Here is a 23,981-nt window from a genome sequence, read left to right as displayed (position 1 = left end):
ACGCAGCGCATGGCGAAGACGCGTCGGTGTTGCGCCGCGTCGACCGCATGCACACGTCTTGTCGCCCTACCCCTGGAATCCCGATGGCCAGCCAGAAGAAGCCCGCCAAGTCCCCCAGGACGCCACGACCCGCCGCGCGGGGCGCAGGCGACGAACGCCACGACAGCGCCGGCGGACAGCATCCCCGTCTGACGACCAACCAAGGCATCCCGGTCGCCGACAACCAGAACTCGCTGCGCGCAGGGCCCCGCGGCCCCACGTTGCTGGAAGACTTCATCCTCCGCGAGAAGATCACCCACTTCGACCACGAACGCATACCGGAACGGATCGTCCATGCGCGCGGCACCGCGGCGCACGGCTACTTCGAACTCAAGAAGTCGCTCGCGAAGTTCACCACCGCCAAGGTGCTGACCGACGTGGGCGTACGCACGCCGGTGTTCACCCGGTTCTCGACGGTCGCCGGCGGCGCGGGCTCGGTCGACACGCCGCGCGACGTGCGCGGATTCGCGGTCAAGTTCTATACCAGCGAGGGCAATTGGGACCTGGTGGGAAACAACATCCCGGTGTTCTTCATCCAGGACGCGATGAAGTTTCCGGACGTGGTGCACTCGGTGAAGATGGAGCCCGACCGGGGCTTTCCGCAGGCGGGCAGTGCCCACGACACGTTCTGGGACTTCGTGTCGCTGACGCCCGAGACCATGCATATGATCATGTGGGCGATGAGCGACCGCACGATCCCGCGTTCGCTGCGGACCATCGAAGGCTTCGGCGTGCACAGCTTCCGGTTGTTGGATGCGCAGGGCCGCTCGACCTTCGTGAAGTTCCATTGGCGACCCCTGCTCGGCATCCAGTCGACGGTATGGGACGAAGCCGTGAAGCTGCAGGCGGCCGACAACGACTTCCATCGGCGCGACCTGTTCGAGGCGATCCAGGCCGGCTCCTATCCGGCCTGGGACCTCGCGGTGCAGCTGTTCACCGAGGAGCAGGCCGCGGAATTCCCGTTCGACCATCTCGATCCGACCAAGCTGATCCCCGAGGAAACCATCCCGCTGACCGTCATCGGGCGGATGGTGCTGGACCGCTGGCCGGACAACTTCTTCGCCGAAACCGAGCAGGTGGCGTACTGTCCCGCGAACATCGTGCCCGGCATCGACTTCAGCGACGATCCGCTGCTGCAGGGACGGCTGTTCTCCTATCTCGATACCCAGCTGTCCCGGCTGGGTGGCCCCAATTTCCACCAGATCCCGGTCAACGCACCCAAGTGTCCGTTCGCCAATCTTCAGCGCGACGGACACATGCAGATGGCGGTCCCGAAGGGACGCGTCAATTACGAGCCCAGCTCGCTGCAGGCCGATTCACCGCGCGAGACGCCGGCAGGGTTCCGCAGCCATGCCACGCCAGTGGAGTCGGGCGGCAAGCAGCGGCTGCGCCCCGAATCGTTCGCCGACCACTACACGCAAGCACGCCTGTTCTTCCGCAGCCAGAGTGCGCACGAGCAGGCGCACCTGGCATTCGCCCTGGTGTTCGAGCTGTCGAAGGTCGAAACTTCGCATGTCCGTGGGGCGGTCGTCGGCCATCTGCGCCACATCGACCAGGCACTGGCCGAGCGCGTGGCCAAGGGCCTGGGCATGGACAGCATGCCAGCGGCGCCCGACGCGGCCGTCGCACCGAAGGACATGGCCCCATCGCCTGCGCTGCGCATCATCGACCGGATGCGCGACACGCTGGAAGGACGCGTGGTCGGCATCCTGGTCGACGATGGCTCCGATGCGAAACTGATCAAGGCGCTGCGCAAGGCGATCGAACGCGAAGGCGCCACGGTGAAGGTTGTCGCACCTCGCCTTGGCGGTGCCACCCTCGACGACGGCATGCGGCTGCCGGCCGACGGCCAACTGGCCGGCACGCCCTCGGTGCTGTTCGATGCCGTGGCCCTGGTACTGGATGCCGATGCCGGCAAACGCCTGGCCAAGGAGGCCGCCGCCGTGGATTTCGTGCGCGATGCGTTCGGCCATCTGAAGGCGATCGGCGTCGACACGGGCGCACAGGCCCTGTTGAAGGCGGCAGGCGTCGGGCGTGATGCCGGCGTGGTCGATGCCGACCTTACCGAGGCCTTCCTCTCCGCTGCACGAACGCGCCAATGGAACCGCGAGAAGAAGGTCCGCACGCTGGCCTGACCGCCGCGTCGCGCAGACCGTTCACCCGATACCACCGACAAGGAGACCCACATGGACAACCTGACCGCCGGCTATACCTTCCTCGGCTTCTTCCTGCTCGCGCTCGGGCTGGTGCTCTCGATCCTGTGGATCCTGGTGCCGTTCGCGGTGTTCGGCATCAAAGGACTGCTGCGGCGGCAGATCGAGGAACAGCGCAGGACCAACGAGTTGCTGGCCACCGTCGCGCAGCGTCAGCAGATCGTCGCCGACAGCTATACGGTCGCGCCGGGTACGGTGGTGCGCGAACGGCCCGTCGTACCGCCGCTCTGATATCCCACTCTCCGTTATCGCGGAACACTGTCGTGTGCGTCGGGATAGTCCCGTTCCGGGTCGGGGCGATCCGTGCGAGGCGCGTCGGGCTGGTCATGATCCTTCCAGCGCGCGTTGTCGTTGCGATGCTTGTCGGGCGTGTTGGCCTTTTCGCCATCCGCGTGCGGATTGGGCTTGTGGGTTTGCGGCTGGCTCATGGGTCTGCACTCCCTGTTAGGCGCGGGTATCGATTTCAAACCCCGAATGGTGAGTGGCGCGTGAGCCGGGGCAACCGGTGTTCACCCGGCCCTCACCGAAGGCGCGCGACAACGGCGTCATGACCGATCAAGCTGCTCACGCGATCCCTTCCATACCATCCAGTGAGAGCCGGCTGACGCGCCGCGCCGCCATCCTGCGCTTTCTGTTCCGTTACCGGAAAACCGGCGTGTTCAACGGCCTTTCGTTGGAGCCGGCGATGCTGGACGAGGACCTCGCCGACGACGGCAGCCCGGACAAGTTCGCCGACGAGCTTGAAGCGCTGGGTCCCACCTTCGTCAAGCTGGGACAGATGCTGTCGACACGGCCCGATCTGGTGCCCGCCGCCTATGCGACGGCGCTGGAACGCATGCAGGAGAAGGTCACGCCCGTGTCCTTTGACGTGATCCGCGAACAGGTCGAAGACGCGCTCGGCGTGCGCATCAGCAAGGCCTACGCCAGCTTCGACGAGACCCCGCTCGGCTGCGCGTCGCTGGCGCAGGTCCACCGCGCGACGCTGCGCGACGGCCGCGAGGTGGCGGTCAAGGTGCAGCGGCCCGGCGTGGCGCAGCAGCTGATGGCCGACCTCGACCTGCTGCGCGGGATCACCAGCACTGCCGACCGCTTCACCGACGTGGGACGCCATGTGCGCTTCTCGGAATGGCTGGGCGAGTTCGCGCGCTCGCTCACCGCCGAACTGGACTACGTGGCGGAAGCGGAGAATCTGGAGCGCTTCCGTGAGCACCTGGCGCCGTTCCGGCAGTTGTGGGTGCCTGCGCCGGTGTGGGACTACACCACCAAGCGCGTGCTGACGATGGAACTGGCCGATGGCCGGCGTGTGGACCAGATTTCCGGCTTGCGCCGTACCGAGCAGGGCATGACGCCGCTGGCGGAAGACCTGCTGCGCGGCTACCTGGACCAGGTGTTCGTGCATGGCGAGATCCATGCCGACCCGCACCCGGGCAACCTGCGGGTGACGGACGACGGACGCCTGGCGATCTTCGACCTTGGCATGGTCGCCAACGTCCCGCCCCGCCAACGCGACCGCCTGCTCAAGCTCCTGTTCGCCGCCGTCGATGGTCGCGGCGAGCAGGTCGCGGAAGAGTGCATCGCCCTGGGCATCCGGCTGGAGGACTACGACGAGCCGCGCTTCCTGCGCGAAGTGGGCCAGCTGATCGCCCGATACGGCGCCCATCAGTCGTCGATGTCCGAGGGCAGGGTGGTGCTGGACCTGGTGCGCATCGCCGCCCAGTGCGGCCTGCGGCCACCCCCGGAGCTCAGCCTGCTCGGCAAGACGCTGCTCAACCTGGATACCGTCTGCCACCTGTTGGCGCCCGAACTCGATACCAAGCGCGTGGTGGAGGACCAGCTCCAGCACGTGATGCGTGCGCGCCTGCGCAAGTCGCTGTCTTCGCCGAACCTGGCCAGCGAGATGATGGAGGTCCAGGCGCTGCTGCGCGATGGACCGCGCAAGCTGTCGGACATCCTCTCGCTGGTCGCCGAGAACCGGTTCCAGATGCGGGTCACCGGCCTGGAAGAATCCAGGCTGATGGAGAACCTGCAGAAGATCGCCAACCGCATCTCCGTGGGCGTCATCACCGCCGCGCTGATCCTCGCCTCGGCGATGATGATGCGCGTGCCGTCGTCGCACACGCTGTGGGGCTATCCCGTGGTGGCCCTGGTGCTGTTCCTGCTGGGCGTGGCACTGGGGGGAGGCATCATCGCCAGCTCGCTGCTCAGCGACCATCGTGCGCGGTCGCGCGAGGAGCGCGGACCACGCTAGTGCGGCGGCGATCAGCCCTTGGGGCCGCCCATGACCGGCAGCACGATGCCGTTGACGTAGGACGACATCAGCGGTGAGGCGAGGAAGACGAATGCCGGCGACAGTTCTTCCGGCTGCGCAGGACGGCCCATCGCGCTGTCCTTGCCGAACTCTGCGACCTCCTCCGCGGGTTTGTCCGCCGGGTTGAACGGCGTCCACACCGGTCCCGGCGCCACGGCATTGACGCGGATGCCGCGCTCCAGCAGGTTGGCGGCGAGCGCCTTGGTGAATGCGTGTACGGCACCCTTGGTGGCGGAGTAGTCGATCAGGCTGGGGCTGCCGAACAGGCCGGTGACCGAGCCGCAGTTCACGATCGACGCCCCGCGCTCCATGTGGGGCAGGCAGGCGCGTGCCATGTGGATGTAGCCGGCCACGTTCGTCTGCAGCGTCTCCTGCAGATGCGCGTCGGTCAGGTCCTCCAGGCGCTTGGCGTGCAACTGGAAGCCCGCGTTGTTGACCAGCACGTTGATCCTGCCGAACCGTTCTGCGACCTTGCCAGCCACCCGGTTGCAGAAGCCGGAGTCGCGCACATCGCCGGGAAACAGCATGGCGGTTCGGCCTTCCTTCTCGATCCAGCGCGCCGTCTCCTTCGCGTCCTCGTGCTCATCGAGATAGAGCACGGCGACATCGGCGCCCTCGCGCGCGAACAATACGGCCACCGCTCTGCCGATGCCCGAGTCGGCACCGGTGACGATGGCGGTCATGCCCTCCAGCTTGCCGCTGCCGCGATAGCCGGCGGCTTCGAAGGCCGGAGCGAGGATCAGCTCCGCTTCCTCACCAGGCTTGTCGAGATGTTGGGCGGGCATCCGCACCGGTTGCTTCCTGACCCCCGCCTGCGTGGCCTTCTTCGGTGGTTTCGAAGGCGTGGCGGCGTCCTTTCTGTCGATGTCCGCCTGCAGCTTCCGCTGTCGGGCCACCGTCGTCTTCGCGCCCTTTGTCTGCGTATCCGGCTGTTTCGCCGCTTTCTTCTTCGGTGTCATGGCGCGCCCTCCTTACGGGAGCCGCCATCATCGCGACGTCGTACGTGGGTATCGCGTGATTGGCGTCGCCTTCACACCGGCTCGACACGTCGTCGTGCAGGTTCACCAAACTGAATTCCAACGGGAACCGCCATGTCGATCTCCGCTGTCGTCCTCATCATCGAAGACAACCGGAGCCTTGCCGAAGCCGTGGGCCTCTATCTGGAGAGCCGCGGCATGGAGGTCGATTACGCGGCCGATGGCGCGGAGGGCTACCGGCTGGCGGTGGAGAACCGGTACGACGCCATCATCCTCGACGGAAATCTGCCGCGCATGGACGGTATGGACGTGGTGAGGAAGCTGCGGGGAGAAGCGCGCATCTCGACCCCGATCATCATGGCGACCGCGCGCGACACGCTGGACGACAAGCTCGCGGGCCTGGAGGAGGGCGTGGACGACTACCTGACCAAGCCTTTCGCGACACAGGAACTGGAAGCCCGCCTGCATGCGGTTATCCGTCGCAACCGCAAGGAGGTCGGCAGGAAGGTGCTTCAGGTCGGCGATCTTTCGTTCGATCCCACCTGCCACCGTGTGCGGCGAGGTGACCGCGAGATCGAGTTGTCTCCGGTGTCCACGAAGTTGCTGACCATCCTGATGCGGGAGTCGCCCCGCGTCGTGTCCCGCCGCGAGATCGAGCGCGAGATATGGGGCGACGATCAACCCGATTCGGACACGCTGCGCAGCCATCTGTACAACCTGCGCAAGGTCGTCGACCGTGGCTTCGACACGCCGCTGCTCCATACCGTGCAGAGCGCCGGGTATCGCATCGCCGACCTAGAGCCGGCGCATCGTCCGCAGCCCATCGCCGTCGCGACGGTCTAGTCCCCACGGCATTCATCCGGGCACGCCTACTTTCGCGTCGCGGCTACTCGTTCAAGAATCCAGGCCTGCAGCGCTTCCGTGTCCGACATGTCGCCGTTGTAGACATGGTCGGGGCGATACGCTTCGTTGTCGCCACGCAGCCTGCCGCGGTAGACCTTCGTCGGCACCACGGCCCAGACCAGATCGCTGGGCAGCCGTTCGGCGCGCACTTCCATGTACAGGGTGTCGGCGGATGTCTCCCGCCCGACCTGGATGACGCCCAGCGCCTTCCAGAGGTCCATCGCATCCAGGCACGCGGATGCGCAGGCGGAATCGGTCACGACGTAGACGCGGGGCGCGCGCTCCACGCTTCCGCTGCCTGCGGGGGTGGCCGGCTCCGGATCGCCCGTTTCGTCGTCGGCCTGGCGCCACAGGGCCAGACCCTGCTGCTGGGCCTGCTCCAGCCCCGCGAGTACCGCACTCAGCCAGGCGACTTGCTCGACATCGGGTGAGGGCGCGGCGGCTACGCGATCGCGCAGGGTGCGGATGTGCTGGATGTTCGTGGCGGAGACGCGCCAGTCGACGCCGTCCGATTTCTGCGTTGCACGTTGCACGGCAGCCGGTCCCCACAGGCTTTCGGCGATCCTGCGGCTCCAGTGCGACGAACCCCCCGTGTTGCCGCGCACGTCCAGCACGATCACGCCTTCGCGCAGTGATTCCGCCTGCGCCTGCACGTCGGCGACCAACGAGACGAGCGCGCCGTAGTCATCCGACTGTGGATTGCCGTCGAACGTACCCAGTGACAGCCAGCTGAGGCCCGGCCACGACTGCAGCCCAACAGGCGCACGCAGCATGGGCTGGACCCGTGCACGCAGCGCTTCGAAGGTTGCGTCGTCCATGTCGCGCCACTGGAGCGTGATGCGGTGGCGCTGTCCCCGTGTTTCGAAGACGCACTCGCGTAGCGGCGCGAGCCAGGGATTGCGCTCGTCGATGAACAGTCGCGGCCCAAGATCGGCACGCTGTGCTTCCAGCATCCAGCGTCCGCTGAAGCGCCCCAGTCGCTCGCGCGCCAGCATGTCGGCGGGCAGGCCGTCGCAGGACACCAGCACCGCGCCGACGCGGGGCGCTGCGGCGTCTTCACTCACGGCCACCACCTGCCGGTCGCCGTCGAAACGGGTCAGGAAACCTGGCCAGCGCTTCGGCAGGGGCGTCCAGTTGCGGGTCGCCACCATCTGGACATGACCATCGTCGAAGAAGGCCTGGAACTCGCGCAGGGCCCACCAGTAACCGCCGGCATCGCGGGTGTGCTGGACGCGGGCCAGCGTGGTGTCCAGCGCTTTCCCGAGCACGGCGTTGAAACCGGGATTTGCCGGGTCGACGGTGCCTGGGTGGCTTTCCCGGATGGCGGCGTGGAAGCGCCGGGCATCCTGTTCCAGGCGTTGCCGCCAGGCATGGCCATCATCTGCCGCGAGCGCGGGGAGCCCGGTCAGTAATGCGATCGACATCGTGGCGATACGGAGTGCGGTGCGGCATGGCGTGCGCACGGGCGCGGTCGGTTCCATCTCAGATCCCGGGTGTGTGGGGAGCTTGCACGTCGTCGATGTGGACGAGCTGTTCGACACCGCTCCGGTTCCGCCAAGCGAAGTGCCTCAGGATCCAGGCGCCGTCGACCAGGCCGGCATCCACGTCCGCGCGGTGCTGGAGCGGAATGGGAACGCCGTACGGATTGCCGGTGGGCATATCGACCACCAGCAGCGCGCGGTCCCAGCCATCGCCCGTCCCGGCGCCGCTGGCCAGCGCCGCGTACTGGCTGCCCTGCGGCGAGAGGGCCAGGGCCGGCTCCGTCGACGCATTCAGGCCCGCCATCGGCTGGTCGCTGCCCTGCGGTATCCACGGGCGAACCGCGTGGTACTGCAGCGTCCTGACGTCGAGCACCACCGAGCGGTTCACCAGCAGCCAGCGTCCGCCCTGCAGCGTCAGCGATGCGGGTGCGTGCTCGGCAAGGCGCGGGCTCTGCTCGGCAACCGGTTGCCCCGCCTCGGCATCGAGCCACTGCAGCTGTGCGACGGGCCGATCCATCACAGGCAATGCGCTTACCTGCAAGCCATGGTCGCTGTGCTCGACCAGATGGACACCCACCCCCGAGGGCACCAGCAGTGCCGGTCTCGGTGCATCCTCCAGCACGTACACCATGTTGAACGACGAGATCGCATCGCCGGGCCGTCCGGGGAGCGACAGGCTCACCGGGCGGCCCTCATGCCGCAGCGAGAAGCGATGGATGTCCATCTTGCGGAAGGGGTTCATGGTGGAATCGGGAAAGCCCGGCGCGGAGATCCGGTCGCGCTTTGCCACGACGGTGAGGGCACCGATATCCAGCTGGAATCCCTTCTCCGGACGGCTCGCGGCCGAATGCGCCACGCCCGACGCCACCAGGCATGCCGACAGCATGCCCAGGCCGATCCATCCCCAGGACGCCATGATCATGGTCTTCACGGGCGCGTGCCCGTCGATCTTTCTGCCGCGTGTGTGCGATGCATGCCGGAGCTCCGTCGCCGAATGGCGTGACGGCCTCCATTCTGCGGTTCTGCCATGAGGTGTCTCTGCACTTCATGCACTGCGTGTATGCACTATGCGAACCCGTCCGGAGCGGATCGCGATGCGTCCAGTTCACTGGGTGCCTGATCCTTGTGCACGCATTACCGAGCCTGGCGGACGCGGCGTTCCTACACTTCCGGTCGGTGGGCGCGCCGTTCCGGTGCAGGCCCCGGAACTTCCTGGAACCTGGACATCGGATGGCGTTCGCGTTGCTGTCGGGCCTGGCCCTTGTCGCCTACGTCCTTCTCGCCTGGCACCAGCATCGCCGTGCGTCGGACGAGCGCGGTCAGCGCGAGCGGCTGCAGGGTGGCATGCAGGTGAACCACACCGCTTTTGGGCAGACATTCCTGTACACGGCCACGCGCGACCAGACCGGTGGGCAGCTGTTCGTCGCGATGCTGGGTCTCGACGCCTACAGTTCGGGCCCGGTGGCCTGCATCCATCCGCGTTCGACCGTGAGCATCACGGTGGCGAGAGGCTGTCTGACGCTATGGGTGGACGGCAAGCGAAGACGGCTGGGGCCGGGTGAAGGCATCGTCATCGCGCCGCGCACGCCTTACCGCTACTTCAATGCGGGCGACGAGCCCATGTCGGCGCAGGTCGAGGCGACGCCTGCCAGCGCGCTCGACATGTTCCTGGTGCAGGTCGACCGGTCCGGCCTGGGGCATTCCAGGCGCGGCGCGCGGACCTGGTTGCAGGCCGTCAGCCTGTTCGCAGCCTACGACTGCACCTACGTCGCGTCGTTTCCGGTCTGGCTGCAACGGGGATCGGCCATCCTGCTCGGGCCACTGATCCGCCTGCTGCGTATCCGGACGTACTACGCGGAATAGGTCCGCAATCGGACCCGACGCTTACGGCCTGACGGACGAAGGCGTAGCGCCGAAGCGGCGACGGAACGCGCGGTTGAAGGTCGTCAGGTCGGCGAATCCCGAATCGAAGGCGATATCCGCCACGCGCAAATGACGGCAGCGCGGATCGGTCAGTCGCGACATCGCGAATCGCAGGCGCCGCTCCAGGACGAAATCGCCGAAGGTCTGCCCCGATTGCTCGAACAGCACGTGCAGGTAGCGGACGCTGATGCCATGCCGGTGCGCCACGGCCGCCGCGCTCAACTCGGCATTCTGGAAATCCTGTTCGAGATCGGCCTTGATGAGCGCGAAGCGGGCGGCCTTCTGTCCGCTCTCGCGGGCGGCTTCGGCATGGTCGCCGCGCACACCGAGCGCCAGTGCGGCCAGGTCCGCCAGATGCATGGCGGCCACCTGGCCGAGCATGGTACTGCCGACGCTTTCGCGCGATATCGCCTCCGCATACGCGAACAGGAGGGAAAGCGCGGGGCTGCGCCCGTCGAACCGGGTGCTGACCTCGGGCTCGAACCCGGGCAACCGGGTCAGCAGCTGGGTGCGATCGATGGCGAGCGTCTGCACCGTGTCGCGCGCCAGGTACACGTACTCGCAGGTCTGATTGAAGTTGGCCATGAGCACGTCATGGGTTTCGATCGGCATCTCGCCCGTGTGGCGGTCGCTGAAGATGAATCTGCCGGTGCAACGGGTCAGCAGCACGCCGTCATTGTTGGTGGCCGACGCCAGGACGGCCGTGCGTGTCGCGCGATGGGGCGTCATCAGGCCGCGCCCGACCCAGGTGTCGCCCAGCAAAGGCTGTACCGCCAGATCCAGCCGGAACTTCTCGTCCTCGATCATCGGCGTGATCTCCGCACCGATGCGCGTACGCGAATAGAAGTCGCGCAGGTACTCCATCCGGGTCTCTTCCGGCAGGTCCTCGGAAGAGAAGCGGATCAGCGGTACGGGAGCGGCAACCAGGTCCGTCATGTCTCAGGCACTTCCCAAGGACGGAGAACGCGAGGGATGGGCGGCCGCGGAACGGGAGCGTGCATGCGGCCGGAACGTGGTTTCGAACGCGCGAGGTGGGAGGAGTTCCAGCATCGGATCCAGCCCTCGCCAAGGGAGGCTCGCCGTGTCGATGGCGCAGAGATTTGCAGGTCGAAACCATGCTGTCAACGACGTTCGCAAAACGCCTATGTCGCGTTCACCCAGTGCCCGGAATGCCAACGTTTCGACGGCATTTGGCCTCGTTTCATCGCAACGCTGTCCGGCAGGAAAAAAAGTTCGCGTACTGCATGGTCGAAGTGCGTAAAGCGCAAAGCACCGTGCTCGACGATCAAGACAATGCGACGTCGAGGCGGACGACGTGACCCGGCATCGACCGCCCGGTTCCGTGCATCGGTCATGGATGTCGGGAAATACCCTCAACGATGGAACAGGCAATGACGTACCGCATCGCAGAAGAATGGCGCCTCCGTTCGCTGTCGCTCCTTCCCTGCATGGTGGCGCGGGACATCGCGTCGATGTCCTGCGATGCGTTCGATGGCAGCGGGCGGGAACGAGGGTCATGACGCGCGGCAACCTTGCCGCCTGCCTGCCGGCGGAACATCAGGACGATCCGGGCCTTCCCGGGTTCGTCCGTCATCCGGTTCGTCTGGATGCGAACGACCACGCGCGCGTGGCGATCCTGCCGGCAGGCGGCTACTACGGTTTCGCGGTGACCACGGTCATGGTGCCGATCACCGTGGAAGAGATCATGCCGGCCGCAAGGCACTACCCCATCGTGTTCCCTTCCGGCTGTCCGTCGTATCCGGTGGCGGTGCTGGGAACGCCCGGCGGCCTAAACCGGCACGTGGGTCGAGACGGGCGTTGGCGGCGGGATGCCTACGTACCCGGTTGGTTGCAGCGCTATCCGTTCGTGCCGATGCAGGCTGCGGACGGACGATGGGAGCTCGGCATCGATACCGCCAGCCATCGGGTCGTGGTCGGGCCGGTGCCGGGCACAACCTCGATGCCCTTGTTCGATGCATCGGGAATGCTTTCTGCCACCGCACGCACCGCATGGCAGGGCTGCCTGCAGTATCTCGATGCGCTGGAGCGTACGCGGCGGTGGATCGAATCGCTGGTGCACGACTGCCAACTGGTCGAGCGATGCGCACATGCGCGGACTCACGATGGGCGGATGGAGCGGCGCAGCCACCCGCACCAGGTGATCGACATCAACGCCTATCGGGACCTGCCCCACTCCAGCGTTCTCGCATGGCATCGCCATGGCTGGACCCTGCCCACCTCGCTGCAACTGGCCTCCCAGCACAACTGGGAAGGCCTGAGGCGGGCGGCATGAGATGCGGCCCAGCAGATTACGAGCCGCCCGCCATGGCGCGACGGACACCTTTCCCTCACCCCGCAGGTAGGAACGACATGAACGAAGTACGAGAGGTCTACGTTCGAATGGATCTTGCCGGTGTGGCCCGGCACTCATCTTCCATCACGTCGATGGAAATTTCCGCTCGCGCGCTGTGTCCCGAACGGATAGAAGAACGGCTCGCCGATGCGGAGAACCTCGTGAGGGGCAGGGCGGACATCGGCAACCCGCATTACTTCATCGCCGGCCTGTGGGAACAGACCTACAGGCGTGCTCCGCGCTTCCTGGGTCCCATGGTGTCGCGCCGCATCGGCGCGATGGCGCGCTCGCTCGGCGTCGCGTCGGAGGCCGGCGCCGGCCCTGGGCATCGGCAGCTGAAACGCGTCGCCTGACGCAGACATTCATCCATCGAAGGTTTCCTTCGATCCTTCCTGTACTGGAGATTTCCCGTGGTTCAAAGAATTCCCTTCTGTGGCGCGCTGGCGTTCTGCGTGCTGCTGCTTGCTCTGCCAGCGCGCGCGGAAACATCGACGGCCTGCCCGGCGCTCCCCCGCGACATGCTGGCCGCGACCGCGAAAGGCAACGGCGATCCCGCCGCGCTGGATATCCGGCGAGTGCCGTTGCCTGCCGTCGGTCCCGGCGATGTACTGGTGCGCGTCCGCAACGCCAGCGTCAATCCGGTGGACTGGAAGTTGCAGGCCGCCGGCCGCCTGGCGAGCCAGGGCGTGCCGGGCGGTGACTTCTCTGGCAACGTGGTTGCGCGCGGTGCCGCCGTCGACGGGCTCGCATGTGGCACGGCGGTGGCCGGCATCGTCTACCAGCAATCCCGCAGCGGGAGCTACGCCGAGTACGTGAGTGTTCCCGCAGACCAGGTGGTGCCCAAGCCGGCCAATTTTTCCTTCGCGGAGGCCGCAGCGTATCCCACCACCGCCGTCGCGGCCTGGCGCTTTCTGGTCGCGACGGCAGCGGTGCAGCCGGGTGAGCGCGTGCTCGTCCACGGCGGCGCCGGGGGCGTGGGATCGCTGGTGGTACAGCTTGCGAAGGCGCGCGGCGCCCACGTGATTGCGACGGCCTCGGCACGCAACCATGACTACCTGCGCCGGATCGGCGCGGATGACGTCGTCGACTACCAGGCCGTCCGCTTCGAAGACGCTGTGAAGGATGTCGATGTCGTGGTGGATACGGTGGGAGGCGAGACATTGCAGCGCTCGCCTGCCGTGCTGCGCGAGGGCGGCCGACTGGTGTCGATGGCGGGCCGGACCACGCCGGCGATGTGCCGGCGCATCCGATGCCCGGCGACGGCGGACTGGGACGTGCGCAAGGGAATGCGTTACGTCGAGCCACTGATTGCGGCGGGGAAACTCAAGGTCAACATCCACCGGCGCTACCCATTGAACGAAGCGGCCGCCGCGCAGCAGTTCAACCGCGAGGGTCGCACCCGGGGCAAGGTCGTGCTCGACGTCGTCGCGGAGGTGACGCCATGAGCCCGACGCTGCATGGGCGCGATATGCGCAGGCGCCTGGCCAGGGCGCTGCTGGTCGCCGGCCTGTTCGTCCCGCCGTTCGTCCATGCCGGCGACATCGAGGACGTCATGGTGCCATTGCAGGCCTATCTCGATGGGCACGCGACCGGCGAGGAGCGGCACTTCCGTCGCGCCTTCGCGCCGGACGGCATGCTCGTGGGCACCAAGGATGGGCGCTACGGTCAGCGCTCCGCACAGGACTACATCAAGGCCTCGTCCAGCGGGCGCGTTCCCACCGATGAGGCCCTTCGTCGGCGCTGGATCCATTCGGTCACGGTGACCGGACAGGTGGCGACGGCCGTCATCGAGCTGGACTATCCGGACATGCGCGCGCACGACCACATGAGTCTGGTGAAATTCCCCGATGGCTGGCGGATCGTGGTGAAGGCGTACGATGCGTTCACGCCGGCAACCACCGGATCCGGCATGCGGGAAACGGCGCGTGGCGAGCAGGGCCACGATGGCCGGCATGGTCGATGATGTCGGGATCGAAGACGACAGGGGTGATGCCGTCATCCTGCTCATGACCGGCGAGGGATACGGATGACGGCGGCAGCTTCAGAGGCGACAGGCGTGGAGGTGTTCGAGTCGCCTGCGGGCGGGTACGTCGTCCGTGCGGACGCGTGGGAAGTCCTCGCGTCCCAGTGGGTCTATCACCCGTCGGTCAGGACGGCGGACGGCACGCTGGTGTGGTCGCCAATCGACCGGCACTGGTCGCTGGAAAGGGCCTTGTGGGTGTCGGAAACACGGGTCGATCTCGTCCTGCGCAAGTACCCGGGCAATCAGCGCAGGCCCGTGGTGGAAGTCGGCGTCGACTGCAGGCAGCGGTTAGCCTTCATCGACGGCGCGTCGTGCGATCTCGATGAGGCAGAGCACGCACTGCTGGCGGCGCTGTTCGCATCCGCTCAGGCGGGCTGATCCGCCGACAGGATCCGCTCCCGTGTCCTCGATACTCATGCATCCACGCATCCGAAAGGATGGGCCCAGCACAGAATCGGGTCGTTCGCTTGTAGAGGATTGTCGAACGCTCCATTCCATGTATGTATCGCGACATCCTTGCGCGTAACGGCACGTGACGCGAGCGGAGGGTATAGTCGTTCTGTCATGGTCGGAACGATGGCAACGTCAAAGCATCCGCTCTGGCGATGCACCATCCGGGCGGCCTTCTCCCGTCAGGAGCGAAACGATGCGTAAGGGATCGCAACTATTGGTCGAAGCGCTGGAGAACGAAGGCGTGGACCGCATCTTCGGCGTGCCGGGCGAAGAGAACCTGGACTTCCTCGAATCGCTTCGTACCTCGCGCATCGAACTGGTGCTGACGCGCCACGAACAGGCAGCGGCGTTCATGGCCGCCACGCATGGACGCCTCACCGGCAGGCCCGGCGTGTGCCTGGCCACGCTGGGTCCCGGCGCGCTGAATTTCTCGACGGGTGCCGCCTATGCCCATCTCGGCGCCATGCCGATGATCCTCATCACCGGCCAGAAGGCGGTGATGAGCGCCAAACAGGCGCGCTTCCAGATCGTCGACATCGTCGCGTCGATGAAGCCGCTGACCAAGATGACCCGCCAGATCGTCAGCGCTGCGGCGATCCCCGCGACCGTACGCGATGCGTTCCGTGTGGCGATGGACGAGCGGCCGGGCCCGGTGCACCTGGAACTGCCGGAAGACATCGCCGCCGAGGAGGTCGAGGACGCACCGGTCATCCCGATCCATCCGATCGAGCGCGCCATCGCGCCTGACGCTGCGCTCGACAGGGCTGCGCAGGCGGTGCTCGCGGCCAAGCGGCCGCTGGTGATGATCGGCGCGGCCGGCAGCCGTCCCTGGCTGGCCGACGCCCTGTCGGATTTCGTGTCGCGCACCGGGCTGCCCTTCTTCAACACGCAGATGGGCAAGGGCGCCGTCACCGGCGGCTCCAATCTCTACATGGGCACCGCGGCGCTGTCGGAGGGCGACTACGTGCACGAAGCGGTCGCACGTGCCGACCTGATTGTCGCCATCGGCCACGACACCGTGGAGAAGCCGCCCTTCCTGATGAAGCATGCAGGCGGGCCAAAGGTTATCCATGTCGGTTTCCAGTCCGCCACCGTCGAACAGGTCTACCACCCGGACATCGAGGTGATCGGCGATATCGGCGTCTCGGTCGAGGCGCTCGCCGGGCGGCTCGAAGGCCGTCTCTCCGCCGACGCGGGCATGCTGGAATTGCGCCAGAAGATCCTGGCCCGCCTCAACGACCGCGCCGGGGAAGACCGCTTTCCGATCACGCCCCAGCGCATCGTCCACGATGTGCGTGAGGTCATGCCCGATGACGGCATCGTCTGTCTCGACAACGGCATGTACAAGATATGGTTCGCGCGCAACTACCGCACGCATGTCGCCAACACGTTGCTGCTGGACAATGCGCTCGCCACGATGGGCGCCGGCCTGCCGTCGGCGATGATGGCGGCAATGCTGTATCCGCAGCGCCGCGTCATGGCGGTCTGCGGCGACGGTGGCTTCATGATGAATTCGCAGGAAATGGAGACGGCCGTGCGACTGGGGCTCAACCTCGTCGTGGTCATCCTCAACGACAGCGCCTACGGCATGATCCGATGGAAGCAGGCGGTGGATGGGTTCGAGGATTTCGGGATGCGCTTCGGCAATCCCGATTTCGTGCAGTATGCCCAGGCCTACGGTGCGAAGGGATCGCGGGTGGCGTCGGTCGACGATCTCGTGCCGACACTGGAAGCCGCCTTCGCCGGTGGCGGCGTCCACCTGGTCGACGTGCCGATCGACTATTCCGAGAACACCCGCGTGCTGGTCGATGAGCTGCGCAATCGCACGCCCGACCTGGACTGCAAATGAAACGGAGAGCGTCCTCATGCTGACGGTCGTACAAGCCTTCGACCGCGCACCGATCGCGGAGCTCGCCACCGACGATGCGGCAGCGCTCGAGCGCAAGCTGCATGCCGCGGAGCAGGCATTCAGGCACCGCGACGGCTGGCTCAAGCCGCACCAGCGTGTGGCGATCCTGCGCAAGCTGGCAGCCCTGATGGAGGCCAGGCGCGACCATCTCGCCCTGCAGATCGCGCGCGAGGGCGGCAAGCCGCTGGCCGACGCCATCGTCGAAACCAACCGCGCCATCGATGGTGTCCACAACGCGGCCGACGAGTTGCGAAATTTCGCAGGCCGCGAAATCCCGATGGGACTGTCGGCCGCGGCCGAGAACCGCTGGGCATTCACGACCAAGGAGCCGATCGGCATCGTGGCGGCGATCTCGGCGTTCAATCATCCGCTGAACCTGATCGTCCACCAGGTGGCGCCGGCCGTCGCGGTCGGCTGTCCCGTCATCATCAAGCCGGCGGCTGCGACCCCGCTGTCCTGCCTGGCGTTCGTGGCGCTGCTGCATGAAGCCGGTCTGCCGGAACCCTGGTGCCAGACCTTCCTGCCGGACGGCAATGAACTTGCGGAAAAGCTGGCTACCGACCGCCGTATCGCCTTCCTCAGCTTCATCGGCTCGGCCCGGGTCGGCTGGTCGCTGCACGCCAAGCTCGCCCACGGCGCACGTTCCGCGCTGGAGCACGGGGGCGTCGCGCCGGCGATCGTCGACCGCAGCGCCGATCTCGCCCGGATCATCGAACCGATCGTCAAAGGCGGCTATTACCACGCAGGCCAGGTCTGCGTGTCCACGCAGCGTGTGTTCGTGCATCAGGACATCGCCGATGACTTCACCCGGCAACTGATCGCCCGTGTCGAGACACTGCGTACGGGCGATCCCACGCTGCAGGACACCGAGGTCGGACCCCTGATCCTGCCGCGTGAAGCGGACCGGGTCGCAGAATGGATCGAGGAGGCCGTCAAGGGCGGCGCGACGCTCGCGACCGGTGGAAAGCGTCTTTCCGAAACGACACTGCAGCCGACGGTGCTGCTCGATCCGCCGGCCGATGCGAGGATATCGACGCAGGAGGTGTTCGGTCCGGCGCTCGCGGTCTATCGCTATGAGGACCTCGACGAGGCCATCGCCCGCGCCAATGCCCTGCCCACGGCGTTCCAGGCGAGCATCTTCGCCCAGGATATCGGCGTCGCCATGCGCGCCGCGGACCGCCTCGATGCATCCGCCGTGATGATCAACGACCCCACCGCGTTCCGCACCGACTGGATGCCGTTTGCGGGACGCCGGGAATCCGGCTACGGCACCGGCGGCATTCCCTACACCATGCGCGACATGACGCAGGAAAAGATGATCCTCATGCGCAGGAGCTGAGTGCGGCGCGGGAGGTTTCCGTCTCCGATCCCCAAATTGGGTGAGGCGAAGCCGACTCTTTTGCTGCATGGATACCCTCCTGTCCGGGCGGGAGGGGTGCGTGTCCAGCCTTATTGCCATTGCGCGACGATGGGCCACGCTGTCGTGGCTGACATGCTGTGTGCTGCTGGTCCGTACGGAGCCGGCAATCGCCACCCCGTTCGGCATGGCGGAATACCACCGCAGTACCTGGAGCCAGCGGGATGGCGCACCACCGGACATATGGGCCCTGGCGCAGGATCCCGGCGGCGCGCTGTGGCTGGGCACGGGCATCGGCCTGTATCGCTTTGATGGCATCGGTTTCGAGCGTTACAACGCGCCACAAGGCAACGGCTTTGCGTCCAGCAACATCACGGCGCTGTTGACCGACTCGCGCGGCCGGCTGTGGATCGGTTTCTACCCGGGCGGCATCAGTGTGCTGGAGGCGGGCAGGCTGAAGCATTATCCGCCTTCGCCCGTGCTGCCGACAGGCCTGGTGATGCGGATCACCGAGGACGCGGCGGGCCACATCTGGGTGCCGTCGTTCACCGGGCTCTACCGCTTCGACGGCAAGCGCTGGGCGCGGGTCGGTCCTGAGATGGGGTTTCCCTATAGGTATGCGGATGACGTCCTGCTGGACTCGAAAGGCACCTTGTGGGTCGCCGCAGGCGATACGCTGCTGAAGCTGCCCTCCGGCGCATCCCGGTTCGAACCGACTCATGTCGCGACCGGCGCATACACCTCGCTTCTGGAAGCGCCCGACGGAACCCTCTGGATCTCCGACGGCACCTACGGCACGCGGTCCATGCCGTCGGCGCCCAGGGCATTAGGCTTTGGTCATTTCGCAAGCATGAGCCTGGACAGGAACGGTGCGTTGTGGGGAACCGACCGTCGTCGAGGTGGCCTTGCCCGCATCGCCGGTCTGGATCGGCTGCCCGCGGGGTATGCGCTCAGCGAAAGAGACGTGGCGGAGACCATCCAGCGGCGCAACGGTCTGGCGTCGGATCGGGCCGTCCCCGTATTGACCGACCGCGAGGGCAACGTCTGGGTAGGCACCAACATGGGCCTGCACCGCTTTCGGCCGAGCAGCATGCAGGTGTTGCAGGACGAACGGCTGAGCCAGAGCGGCGTCTATGGCATGGCGTTCTCTCCATCCCATGGACTGCTGGTCTCAAGTGGCCGGCAGCTGTATCGCGTTGACGACAACGACCTGACGTTGCTGGCCAGCTCGGTCGGCAGGGGCATCTATGCGATACATGCCGCGGGTCCCAGGACGTACGTCTTCGCATGGGACGGCGCCTACGAGTACTCCGCCAGGGGACTGCTCCCGCTGGACATGCCCGGCACAGGCACGCTGGGTGCCGTAGCGAGCGACGGCACCGGCGGCTTTCTTGTCATGCGCGAAGGGCAAGGGTTGTTCCAGTATGACGGGCAGACTTGGACACACATCGGGATGGGCGCCATTCCTCCGCATGGTGCGACCTCGCTTCTCCGCGATCCCGACGGGTCCGTGTGGATTGGCTACAACGGCAGTCGAATCGTCCACTGGCGCAGCGGTGAAGCCCGGATCTTCGGGTCGAAGGAGGGGCTCGACATCGGCACTGTGTCCGCCCTGGAAAAAGTGGGTGAGGGTGTGCTGGCAGGTGGCGAGAGCGGTGTCGCCCTGCTTCGCAATGGGCAGGTCCGGCCCTTGCGTAGCGCGGATCGGAATCGCTTGAGCGGCATCACGGGGCTCCATCGGAGGCCGGGTGGCGACCTCTGGATGAATGGCGTCAATGGCGTCTTCCACGTTTCGGTCGAGGAACTCGGGAAGGGCCTCGAACGCGGAAGCCTGGACGGTCGTCTCTATGACACGGCCGATGGCATGCCCGGAATCGCCCAGCAATCGACGCTGATGTCGACGATCGTCACCGATGGTGCGGGACGGCTCTGGTTTTCGACCAACCAGGGCTTGGCGATGATCGATCCGGCAAGGCCCCTCCACAATCCCGTCGTGCCGACGGTCAGCATCCGCGGGCTTGCGGTGGGTGAGGTCGAGTACGGGCGGGTCGATGGGAAGGAGTTCCAGGCCGGCACCCGCGACATGCGCATCCGCTATGCGGCGAGCAGTCTCGCCTACCCCGAGCGAGTGCGTTTCCGTTACCGCCTGGAGGGCCTGGATGCGGATTGGCAGGATGCGGGACATCGTCGGGTCGCCTACTACACCAATCTTGGGCCGGGGAAGTACGTTTTCCGTGTCCAGGCGGCCAATGAAAGCGGCGTATGGAGTGCCGGGAATGCCTCAATGGCGTTTTCCATCGCGCCACGCTTCACCCAGACAGGGTGGTTCTTCGGTCTTTGCACGACGGCGGCTGCGGCCTTCATGTACTTCATCCACAAGCTGCGGCTGAGGCGCATTTCCCGGCGCATGCGCATGCGGTTCGAAGAACGGCATCGCGAAAGGGAGCGCATCGCAAGAGAGCTGCACGACACCCTGCTGCAGAGTTTTCATGGCCTGCTCCTGAGATTCCAGGCCGTCGCCAACCTGCTGGCCAGGGAGGATCCCGTCCGTGCATCGCTGGAGCAGGTCATGGACCGCGGCGAGCAGGCCATCGTCGAGGGTCGCGAGCGCGTGCAGTCCCTGCGACTGGCGGAGGCTTCCGTGCCCGAAGACCTGCCGCAAGCCTTCGCCAGCATCGGCCGCGAACTGAATCACGAGGATGCTGTCGACTTCAACGTGGTATCGGAAGGCGAACTGCCGCCGTTGGAAGCTGTCATGCGGGACGAAATCTACTGGATCGGGCGCGAAGCACTCAGCAACGCTTTCCGGCACTCGGAGGCCGGCAGGATCGGTGTCGCGGTATCCATGGCGAACGGCAACATCCGGTTCCGTTTCCGCGATGACGGAAGGGGCGTCACCGAAGACGTTCTGCGTTCCGGCGGTCGCGACGGCCATTGGGGCTTGCGTGGCATGCGCGAACGGGCCATCGACATCGGCGCGGAGCTGCGGATCTCCAGCAGTCCGGGAGGCGGGACCGATGTCGAGCTCCTGGTTCCTTCAAGATCGACGTCGCGCAAGCGTGCTTGAGAGCCCACGTAACCCGGGTGCATCCACCGGGGTACCCATCGCATGTCCGCTTACGGACATAAGAAGCTTCGTGGTCGAGCTACTGGGTCCGGCTATCCGTCGGTTGTTGGCCGAACTGGGCAACCTTAAGATCCACGGGCGCAAGGCATTGATGCAGCTATCACAACAACTACGCTCAACCCGTGAGGGCGGCCAACATGAAATTCGACTTCCGAAGCTTCGCCGGCGCTCTCCTGGCGTTCCTTGTGGCAGGCGCTTGCTCGAATCACTCCCGTGCTGACGTCGAACCGCCGGCTGCGGCAGCGCCAACACGGGTGGATACAGGCGACAAGGATATGGATTCAGTGCATGCCTACGAGTGCGCCAACCCGCACTTCTACGGGATGGAGCGCGAGCAATGCCTGGATCGCACGAAGAACTGCCGGGGAGGCATGAACAGCCATAGCCTGATCTGCAGGAGGAAGATCGAGGATCTTGTGTATGCCGTAAAGCCGGCAGAAATGATCGAGGTCCTTGGCTACATCCAGCGCGACGGAAAGTCGCTCACGGTAAGCGCAGAACCCGACAAGAATTCAAGCAGTCTTCGGGTCCTGGGCGACAGCTGCATGACCCCTCATGGCAAGGACATCTGCACATTCGAGATGGGGCAAAAGCTCAAGGTCGTGGGAGCCTACTTCACGGAGCGCGCCGCCGAGGGCCAGCCATTGCAAAGAAGCCTTCTTGTCTTGGATGTCATGGACGGAGAACCGGATCCGGGAGCGGTCGTCTACTAGGCGGCGAGAAGGGAATGATCGATGTCGGCTCCAGGAGCCGACCATTCGCATGCTGGCGTTAGTGCGGCTGTCAGACATGCAGGGAAGAACGACTTCCGCCCTCATCCAAGGTTGTTGATTTCATCGCGCGTTCGCTTGGTTCATGGATGTATCCGACCAGCGGGGCACCGGATTTCGCCGCGACACGCGTGTATGAGCGCAGACTGTTCGCAATGCGGCGATGCGGATGTCGATTGCGCCAGGCGCAAGACAACGCGATGCGCCACTGACTGATGGTATGCCGCGGCGCATGAGGTCTGCAGGCATTGGAACGTGCCGGGCAGAGTCTGTCCCGTGACAGGATGAGTTGATCATGTCGTGCGCCCACCGATACGGGGGCGCGCTCTTTCGAAGCTGCAGATTTCTCTCGCAACGTCAGGAAAGACAGGCGGAGGATTTCACATGTTCCCGAATAGCGACGTGCGCCGTCATCGGCGTGCATGGGTTTGCGCTGCTTCCGTGTTGCTCATGGTGCTTTTCCTCGCGCCTTGGCAGGTGTCTGCGCGTGAGATACGCCAGGGTGTACTGCAACTTCGCTGGGGCGATGCAGGACCTGCGATAGCGGGGAGAGCGTCTTTGCCGCCCCAACTGGAGGTCTGGCTGGATGCAGGGCCCAGACAGCGCTACCGGTTGGACGTGGACCAGGCCAGGCGCGCAGCGGGCGATCTCTATGCCCTGGCCAATCGCCGCGTCGCGGTGTCCTACGCGCCGGGGCCAGGCGTTGCGCAGCACCGGGAAGGACGCATCGAGCGCGCTGCCAGGAGGATCGATGCGATCGTGCCTGCCGACCGCCTCTTGTCGCGCATGCCAGCAATAGGTGTGGACGGCGGGGCAGTGCTGTCCTTGCCGCTGCACGGCAATACGCGATGGATCACCCTGATGTGCAAGTTCGCCGACATCGACGCAGAGCAGAAGCCGCGCGAGTTCTTCCAGTCCCAGTACGGCAATGCGCCGGGCCAGTTGGGTCATTTCTGGTGGGAGGTCTCGTACGGCAACATCGACCTCGCTGGAAGCGACGCGCACGGCTGGTACACGCTGCCGAGGCCGAGGTCTGCCTACGTGGATACCACGGGCGGCAAGCCGAAGGTCGATCTGTCGCTGCTGTTCGCCGACTGCACGGCACAGGCGGATCCCGATGTCGACTTCTCCGGCACACATGGCATCAACCTCATGTTCAATGGCGAACTGGATGGATATGCATGGGGCGGGGGCGCCTGCGCGACCTTGGATGGGGTGTACGTCTGTCCACGCTCGACATGGAACCCGCCGTGGTCCTTCTCCAATCTCTCCGCGATGGCGCACGAGATGGGACATGGCTACGGCCTGCCGCACTCCAACAACAGCGATGGCGACGGCGATACCTTCGACAATCCCTGGGACTTGATGAGCGACGCGTGGCGCATGGCCAATAGCGATGCGACCTATGGTCTGCTACCCAAGCACATCAACATGTATCAGAGGAGGCGGTTGGGCTGGGTGACGGCGGCGCGCGCGCTGACCATCCCGGCAGAGGACATGGGTACCTACGACGTCGTGCTGGATGCCGCCAGCCTGCATGATGCGGCAGGTGTGCAGTTGCTCGTTCTGGCGATGCCTTCGCAACCGGACCCCTTCGCTACCGTCGTCTACACCGTCGAGGCGCGCAGGCGGACGGGCAGCTACGAGTCCAGGCTCGCAGGCGACGCGGTCATCATCCATCGGGTGAACGACTACGGCATCGCCTACAGCTTGGATGCCGATGTGCCGCCTGCCGATCATGCGTCCAACGAGGGTTCGATGCTGAAGCCGGGTGAGCGCTGGACCCTGCCGGAGGGGCAGCACTGGGTGGAAGTGTTGGAAGAGACCGCGAACGGATTCATCGTGCGGGTTGGTCCGCGTCCCCGCGTCATGAGTTCGCCCTTGCCATCGCGGGTGTATCCGGTACGTGCGGGGACGAAGGCCAGCTCCAAAGGGGGCGTCGCGCCGCGTGCGAGGCCGCGCAGCGACGGCTGAAGTACGGCCCCTGTGCGACGGCGGCTGGCGATGGAGGGGCATTCAGCTATGTCCGCTTCCGACCCGAGGGGACATCAATGCGGCGTCAGTTCGACGGAGCTTCGCGGCTCTGTCAGAGGAGCAGGAGCCCCGCCGCCCAAACTGAGGAGTTATCGCGTAGGATGACGCCGT

Annotated in this window: 22 protein-coding genes; 15 read left to right on the top strand and 7 right to left on the bottom strand. The window is 65.9% G+C overall.

Annotation, left to right across the window (positions count from 1 at the left end; all coding sequences use genetic code 11):
• Nucleotides 1-83 precede the first annotated feature (83 nt).
• Together IB230_RS08870 and IB230_RS08865 are read left to right on the top strand one after the other, a co-directional pair.
• On the top strand, nt 84-2,174 hold the full coding sequence (locus tag IB230_RS08870; RefSeq protein WP_192271039.1) for a catalase: 2,091 nt from the start codon (nt 84-86) through the stop codon (nt 2,172-2,174).
• A gap of 51 nt (nt 2,175-2,225) precedes the next feature.
• Nucleotides 2,226-2,483, top strand: coding sequence for a hypothetical protein (locus tag IB230_RS08865; protein WP_192271438.1), 258 nt, complete (start codon nt 2,226-2,228; stop codon nt 2,481-2,483).
• Between the two features lie 14 nt (nt 2,484-2,497).
• Here the strand turns inward: IB230_RS08865 and IB230_RS08860 are convergent, their stop codons facing one another.
• Nucleotides 2,498-2,680 carry a hypothetical protein gene (locus IB230_RS08860; RefSeq protein WP_192271037.1) on the bottom strand — a complete coding sequence of 61 codons (183 nt, stop codon included), beginning with the start codon at nt 2,678-2,680 and terminating at the stop codon, nt 2,498-2,500.
• Between the two features lie 119 nt (nt 2,681-2,799).
• Between IB230_RS08860 and IB230_RS08855 the strand changes: the two genes are divergently transcribed.
• Complete coding sequence (locus tag IB230_RS08855) at nt 2,800-4,500, top strand: AarF/UbiB family protein (protein WP_192271035.1); 1,701 nt, start codon at nt 2,800-2,802, stop codon at nt 4,498-4,500.
• 11 nt (nt 4,501-4,511) lie between these two features.
• On the opposite strand, the gene IB230_RS08850 is transcribed toward IB230_RS08855, so the two are convergent.
• Complete coding sequence (locus tag IB230_RS08850) at nt 4,512-5,519, bottom strand: SDR family oxidoreductase (protein ID WP_192271033.1); 1,008 nt, start codon at nt 5,517-5,519, stop codon at nt 4,512-4,514.
• A gap of 132 nt (nt 5,520-5,651) precedes the next feature.
• Between IB230_RS08850 and IB230_RS08845 the strand changes: the two genes are divergently transcribed.
• Entirely contained in the window at nt 5,652-6,380 is a 729-nt protein-coding gene (locus tag IB230_RS08845) for a response regulator transcription factor (RefSeq protein WP_192271031.1), read from the top strand.
• Between the two features lie 26 nt (nt 6,381-6,406).
• On the opposite strand, the gene IB230_RS08840 is transcribed toward IB230_RS08845, so the two are convergent.
• Both IB230_RS08840 and IB230_RS08835 read right to left on the bottom strand, forming a co-directional pair.
• Nucleotides 6,407-7,921, bottom strand: coding sequence for a peptidase S41 (locus tag IB230_RS08840; RefSeq protein ID WP_192271030.1), 1,515 nt, complete (start codon nt 7,919-7,921; stop codon nt 6,407-6,409).
• Nucleotide 7,922: 1 nt separating this feature from the next.
• Nucleotides 7,923-8,852, bottom strand: coding sequence for a hypothetical protein (locus tag IB230_RS08835; protein WP_192271028.1), 930 nt, complete (start codon nt 8,850-8,852; stop codon nt 7,923-7,925).
• A gap of 299 nt (nt 8,853-9,151) precedes the next feature.
• Between IB230_RS08835 and IB230_RS08830 the strand changes: the two genes are divergently transcribed.
• Complete coding sequence (locus tag IB230_RS08830) at nt 9,152-9,784, top strand: cupin domain-containing protein (RefSeq protein ID WP_192271026.1); 633 nt, start codon at nt 9,152-9,154, stop codon at nt 9,782-9,784.
• Nucleotides 9,785-9,805: 21 nt separating this feature from the next.
• Here the strand turns inward: IB230_RS08830 and IB230_RS08825 are convergent, their stop codons facing one another.
• Nucleotides 9,806-10,780, bottom strand: a complete 975-nt coding sequence (locus IB230_RS08825; RefSeq protein WP_192271024.1) for a helix-turn-helix transcriptional regulator — start codon at nt 10,778-10,780, stop codon at nt 9,806-9,808.
• 415 nt (nt 10,781-11,195) lie between these two features.
• Nucleotides 11,196-11,465 (bottom strand): hypothetical protein, encoded by a 270-nt coding sequence (locus IB230_RS08820; protein WP_192271022.1) that lies wholly within the window; start codon nt 11,463-11,465, stop codon nt 11,196-11,198.
• A gap of 6 nt (nt 11,466-11,471) precedes the next feature.
• On the opposite strand from IB230_RS08820, the gene IB230_RS08815 reads away from it, so the two are divergent.
• The 9 genes from IB230_RS08815 (at nt 11,472) to IB230_RS08775 (ending at nt 21,779) form a co-directional block, all read left to right on the top strand.
• On the top strand, nt 11,472-12,137 hold the full coding sequence (locus IB230_RS08815; protein ID WP_192271020.1) for a SapC family protein: 666 nt from the start codon (nt 11,472-11,474) through the stop codon (nt 12,135-12,137).
• Nucleotides 12,138-12,244: 107 nt separating this feature from the next.
• Nucleotides 12,245-12,550 carry a hypothetical protein gene (locus IB230_RS08810; RefSeq protein WP_192271018.1) on the top strand — a complete coding sequence of 102 codons (306 nt, stop codon included), beginning with the start codon at nt 12,245-12,247 and terminating at the stop codon, nt 12,548-12,550.
• A gap of 165 nt (nt 12,551-12,715) precedes the next feature.
• On the top strand, nt 12,716-13,642 hold the full coding sequence (locus IB230_RS08805) for an NADP-dependent oxidoreductase (protein WP_192271016.1): 927 nt from the start codon (nt 12,716-12,718) through the stop codon (nt 13,640-13,642).
• Nucleotides 13,639-14,160, top strand: coding sequence for a nuclear transport factor 2 family protein (locus IB230_RS08800; protein ID WP_192271014.1), 522 nt, complete (start codon nt 13,639-13,641; stop codon nt 14,158-14,160). The genes IB230_RS08805 and IB230_RS08800 overlap by 4 nt, the downstream gene beginning before the upstream one ends.
• Before the next feature lie 93 nt (nt 14,161-14,253).
• The gene (locus tag IB230_RS08795; protein ID WP_192271012.1) at nt 14,254-14,598 is read left to right on the top strand and encodes a hypothetical protein; all 345 of its coding nucleotides are present in this window, start codon (nt 14,254-14,256) and stop codon (nt 14,596-14,598) included.
• Nucleotides 14,599-14,866: 268 nt separating this feature from the next.
• Complete coding sequence (locus IB230_RS08790; RefSeq protein ID WP_192271010.1) at nt 14,867-16,522, top strand: acetolactate synthase large subunit; 1,656 nt, start codon at nt 14,867-14,869, stop codon at nt 16,520-16,522.
• Nucleotides 16,419-17,921 (top strand): aldehyde dehydrogenase family protein, encoded by a 1,503-nt coding sequence (locus IB230_RS08785; RefSeq protein ID WP_343227277.1) that lies wholly within the window; start codon nt 16,419-16,421, stop codon nt 17,919-17,921. The genes IB230_RS08790 and IB230_RS08785 overlap by 104 nt, the downstream gene beginning before the upstream one ends.
• 67 nt (nt 17,922-17,988) lie before the next feature.
• Nucleotides 17,989-21,006, top strand: a complete 3,018-nt coding sequence (locus IB230_RS08780; protein ID WP_192271008.1) for a sensor histidine kinase — start codon at nt 17,989-17,991, stop codon at nt 21,004-21,006.
• 197 nt (nt 21,007-21,203) lie between these two features.
• Complete coding sequence (locus IB230_RS08775) at nt 21,204-21,779, top strand: hypothetical protein (RefSeq protein WP_192271006.1); 576 nt, start codon at nt 21,204-21,206, stop codon at nt 21,777-21,779.
• 70 nt (nt 21,780-21,849) lie between these two features.
• Here the strand turns inward: IB230_RS08775 and IB230_RS08770 are convergent, their stop codons facing one another.
• Complete coding sequence (locus IB230_RS08770) at nt 21,850-22,260, bottom strand: hypothetical protein (RefSeq protein ID WP_192271004.1); 411 nt, start codon at nt 22,258-22,260, stop codon at nt 21,850-21,852.
• Between the two features lie 134 nt (nt 22,261-22,394).
• On the opposite strand from IB230_RS08770, the gene IB230_RS08765 reads away from it, so the two are divergent.
• On the top strand, nt 22,395-23,810 hold the full coding sequence (locus IB230_RS08765; protein WP_192271002.1) for a hypothetical protein: 1,416 nt from the start codon (nt 22,395-22,397) through the stop codon (nt 23,808-23,810).
• Nucleotides 23,811-23,981 lie beyond the last annotated feature (171 nt).

The sequence above is a fragment of the Pseudoxanthomonas sp. PXM01 genome (assembly GCF_014851815.1).
In the GTDB taxonomy this organism is placed as follows: Bacteria; Pseudomonadota; Gammaproteobacteria; order Xanthomonadales; family Xanthomonadaceae; genus Pseudoxanthomonas_A.
This window is presented reverse-complemented; position numbering and strand designations above follow the sequence as displayed.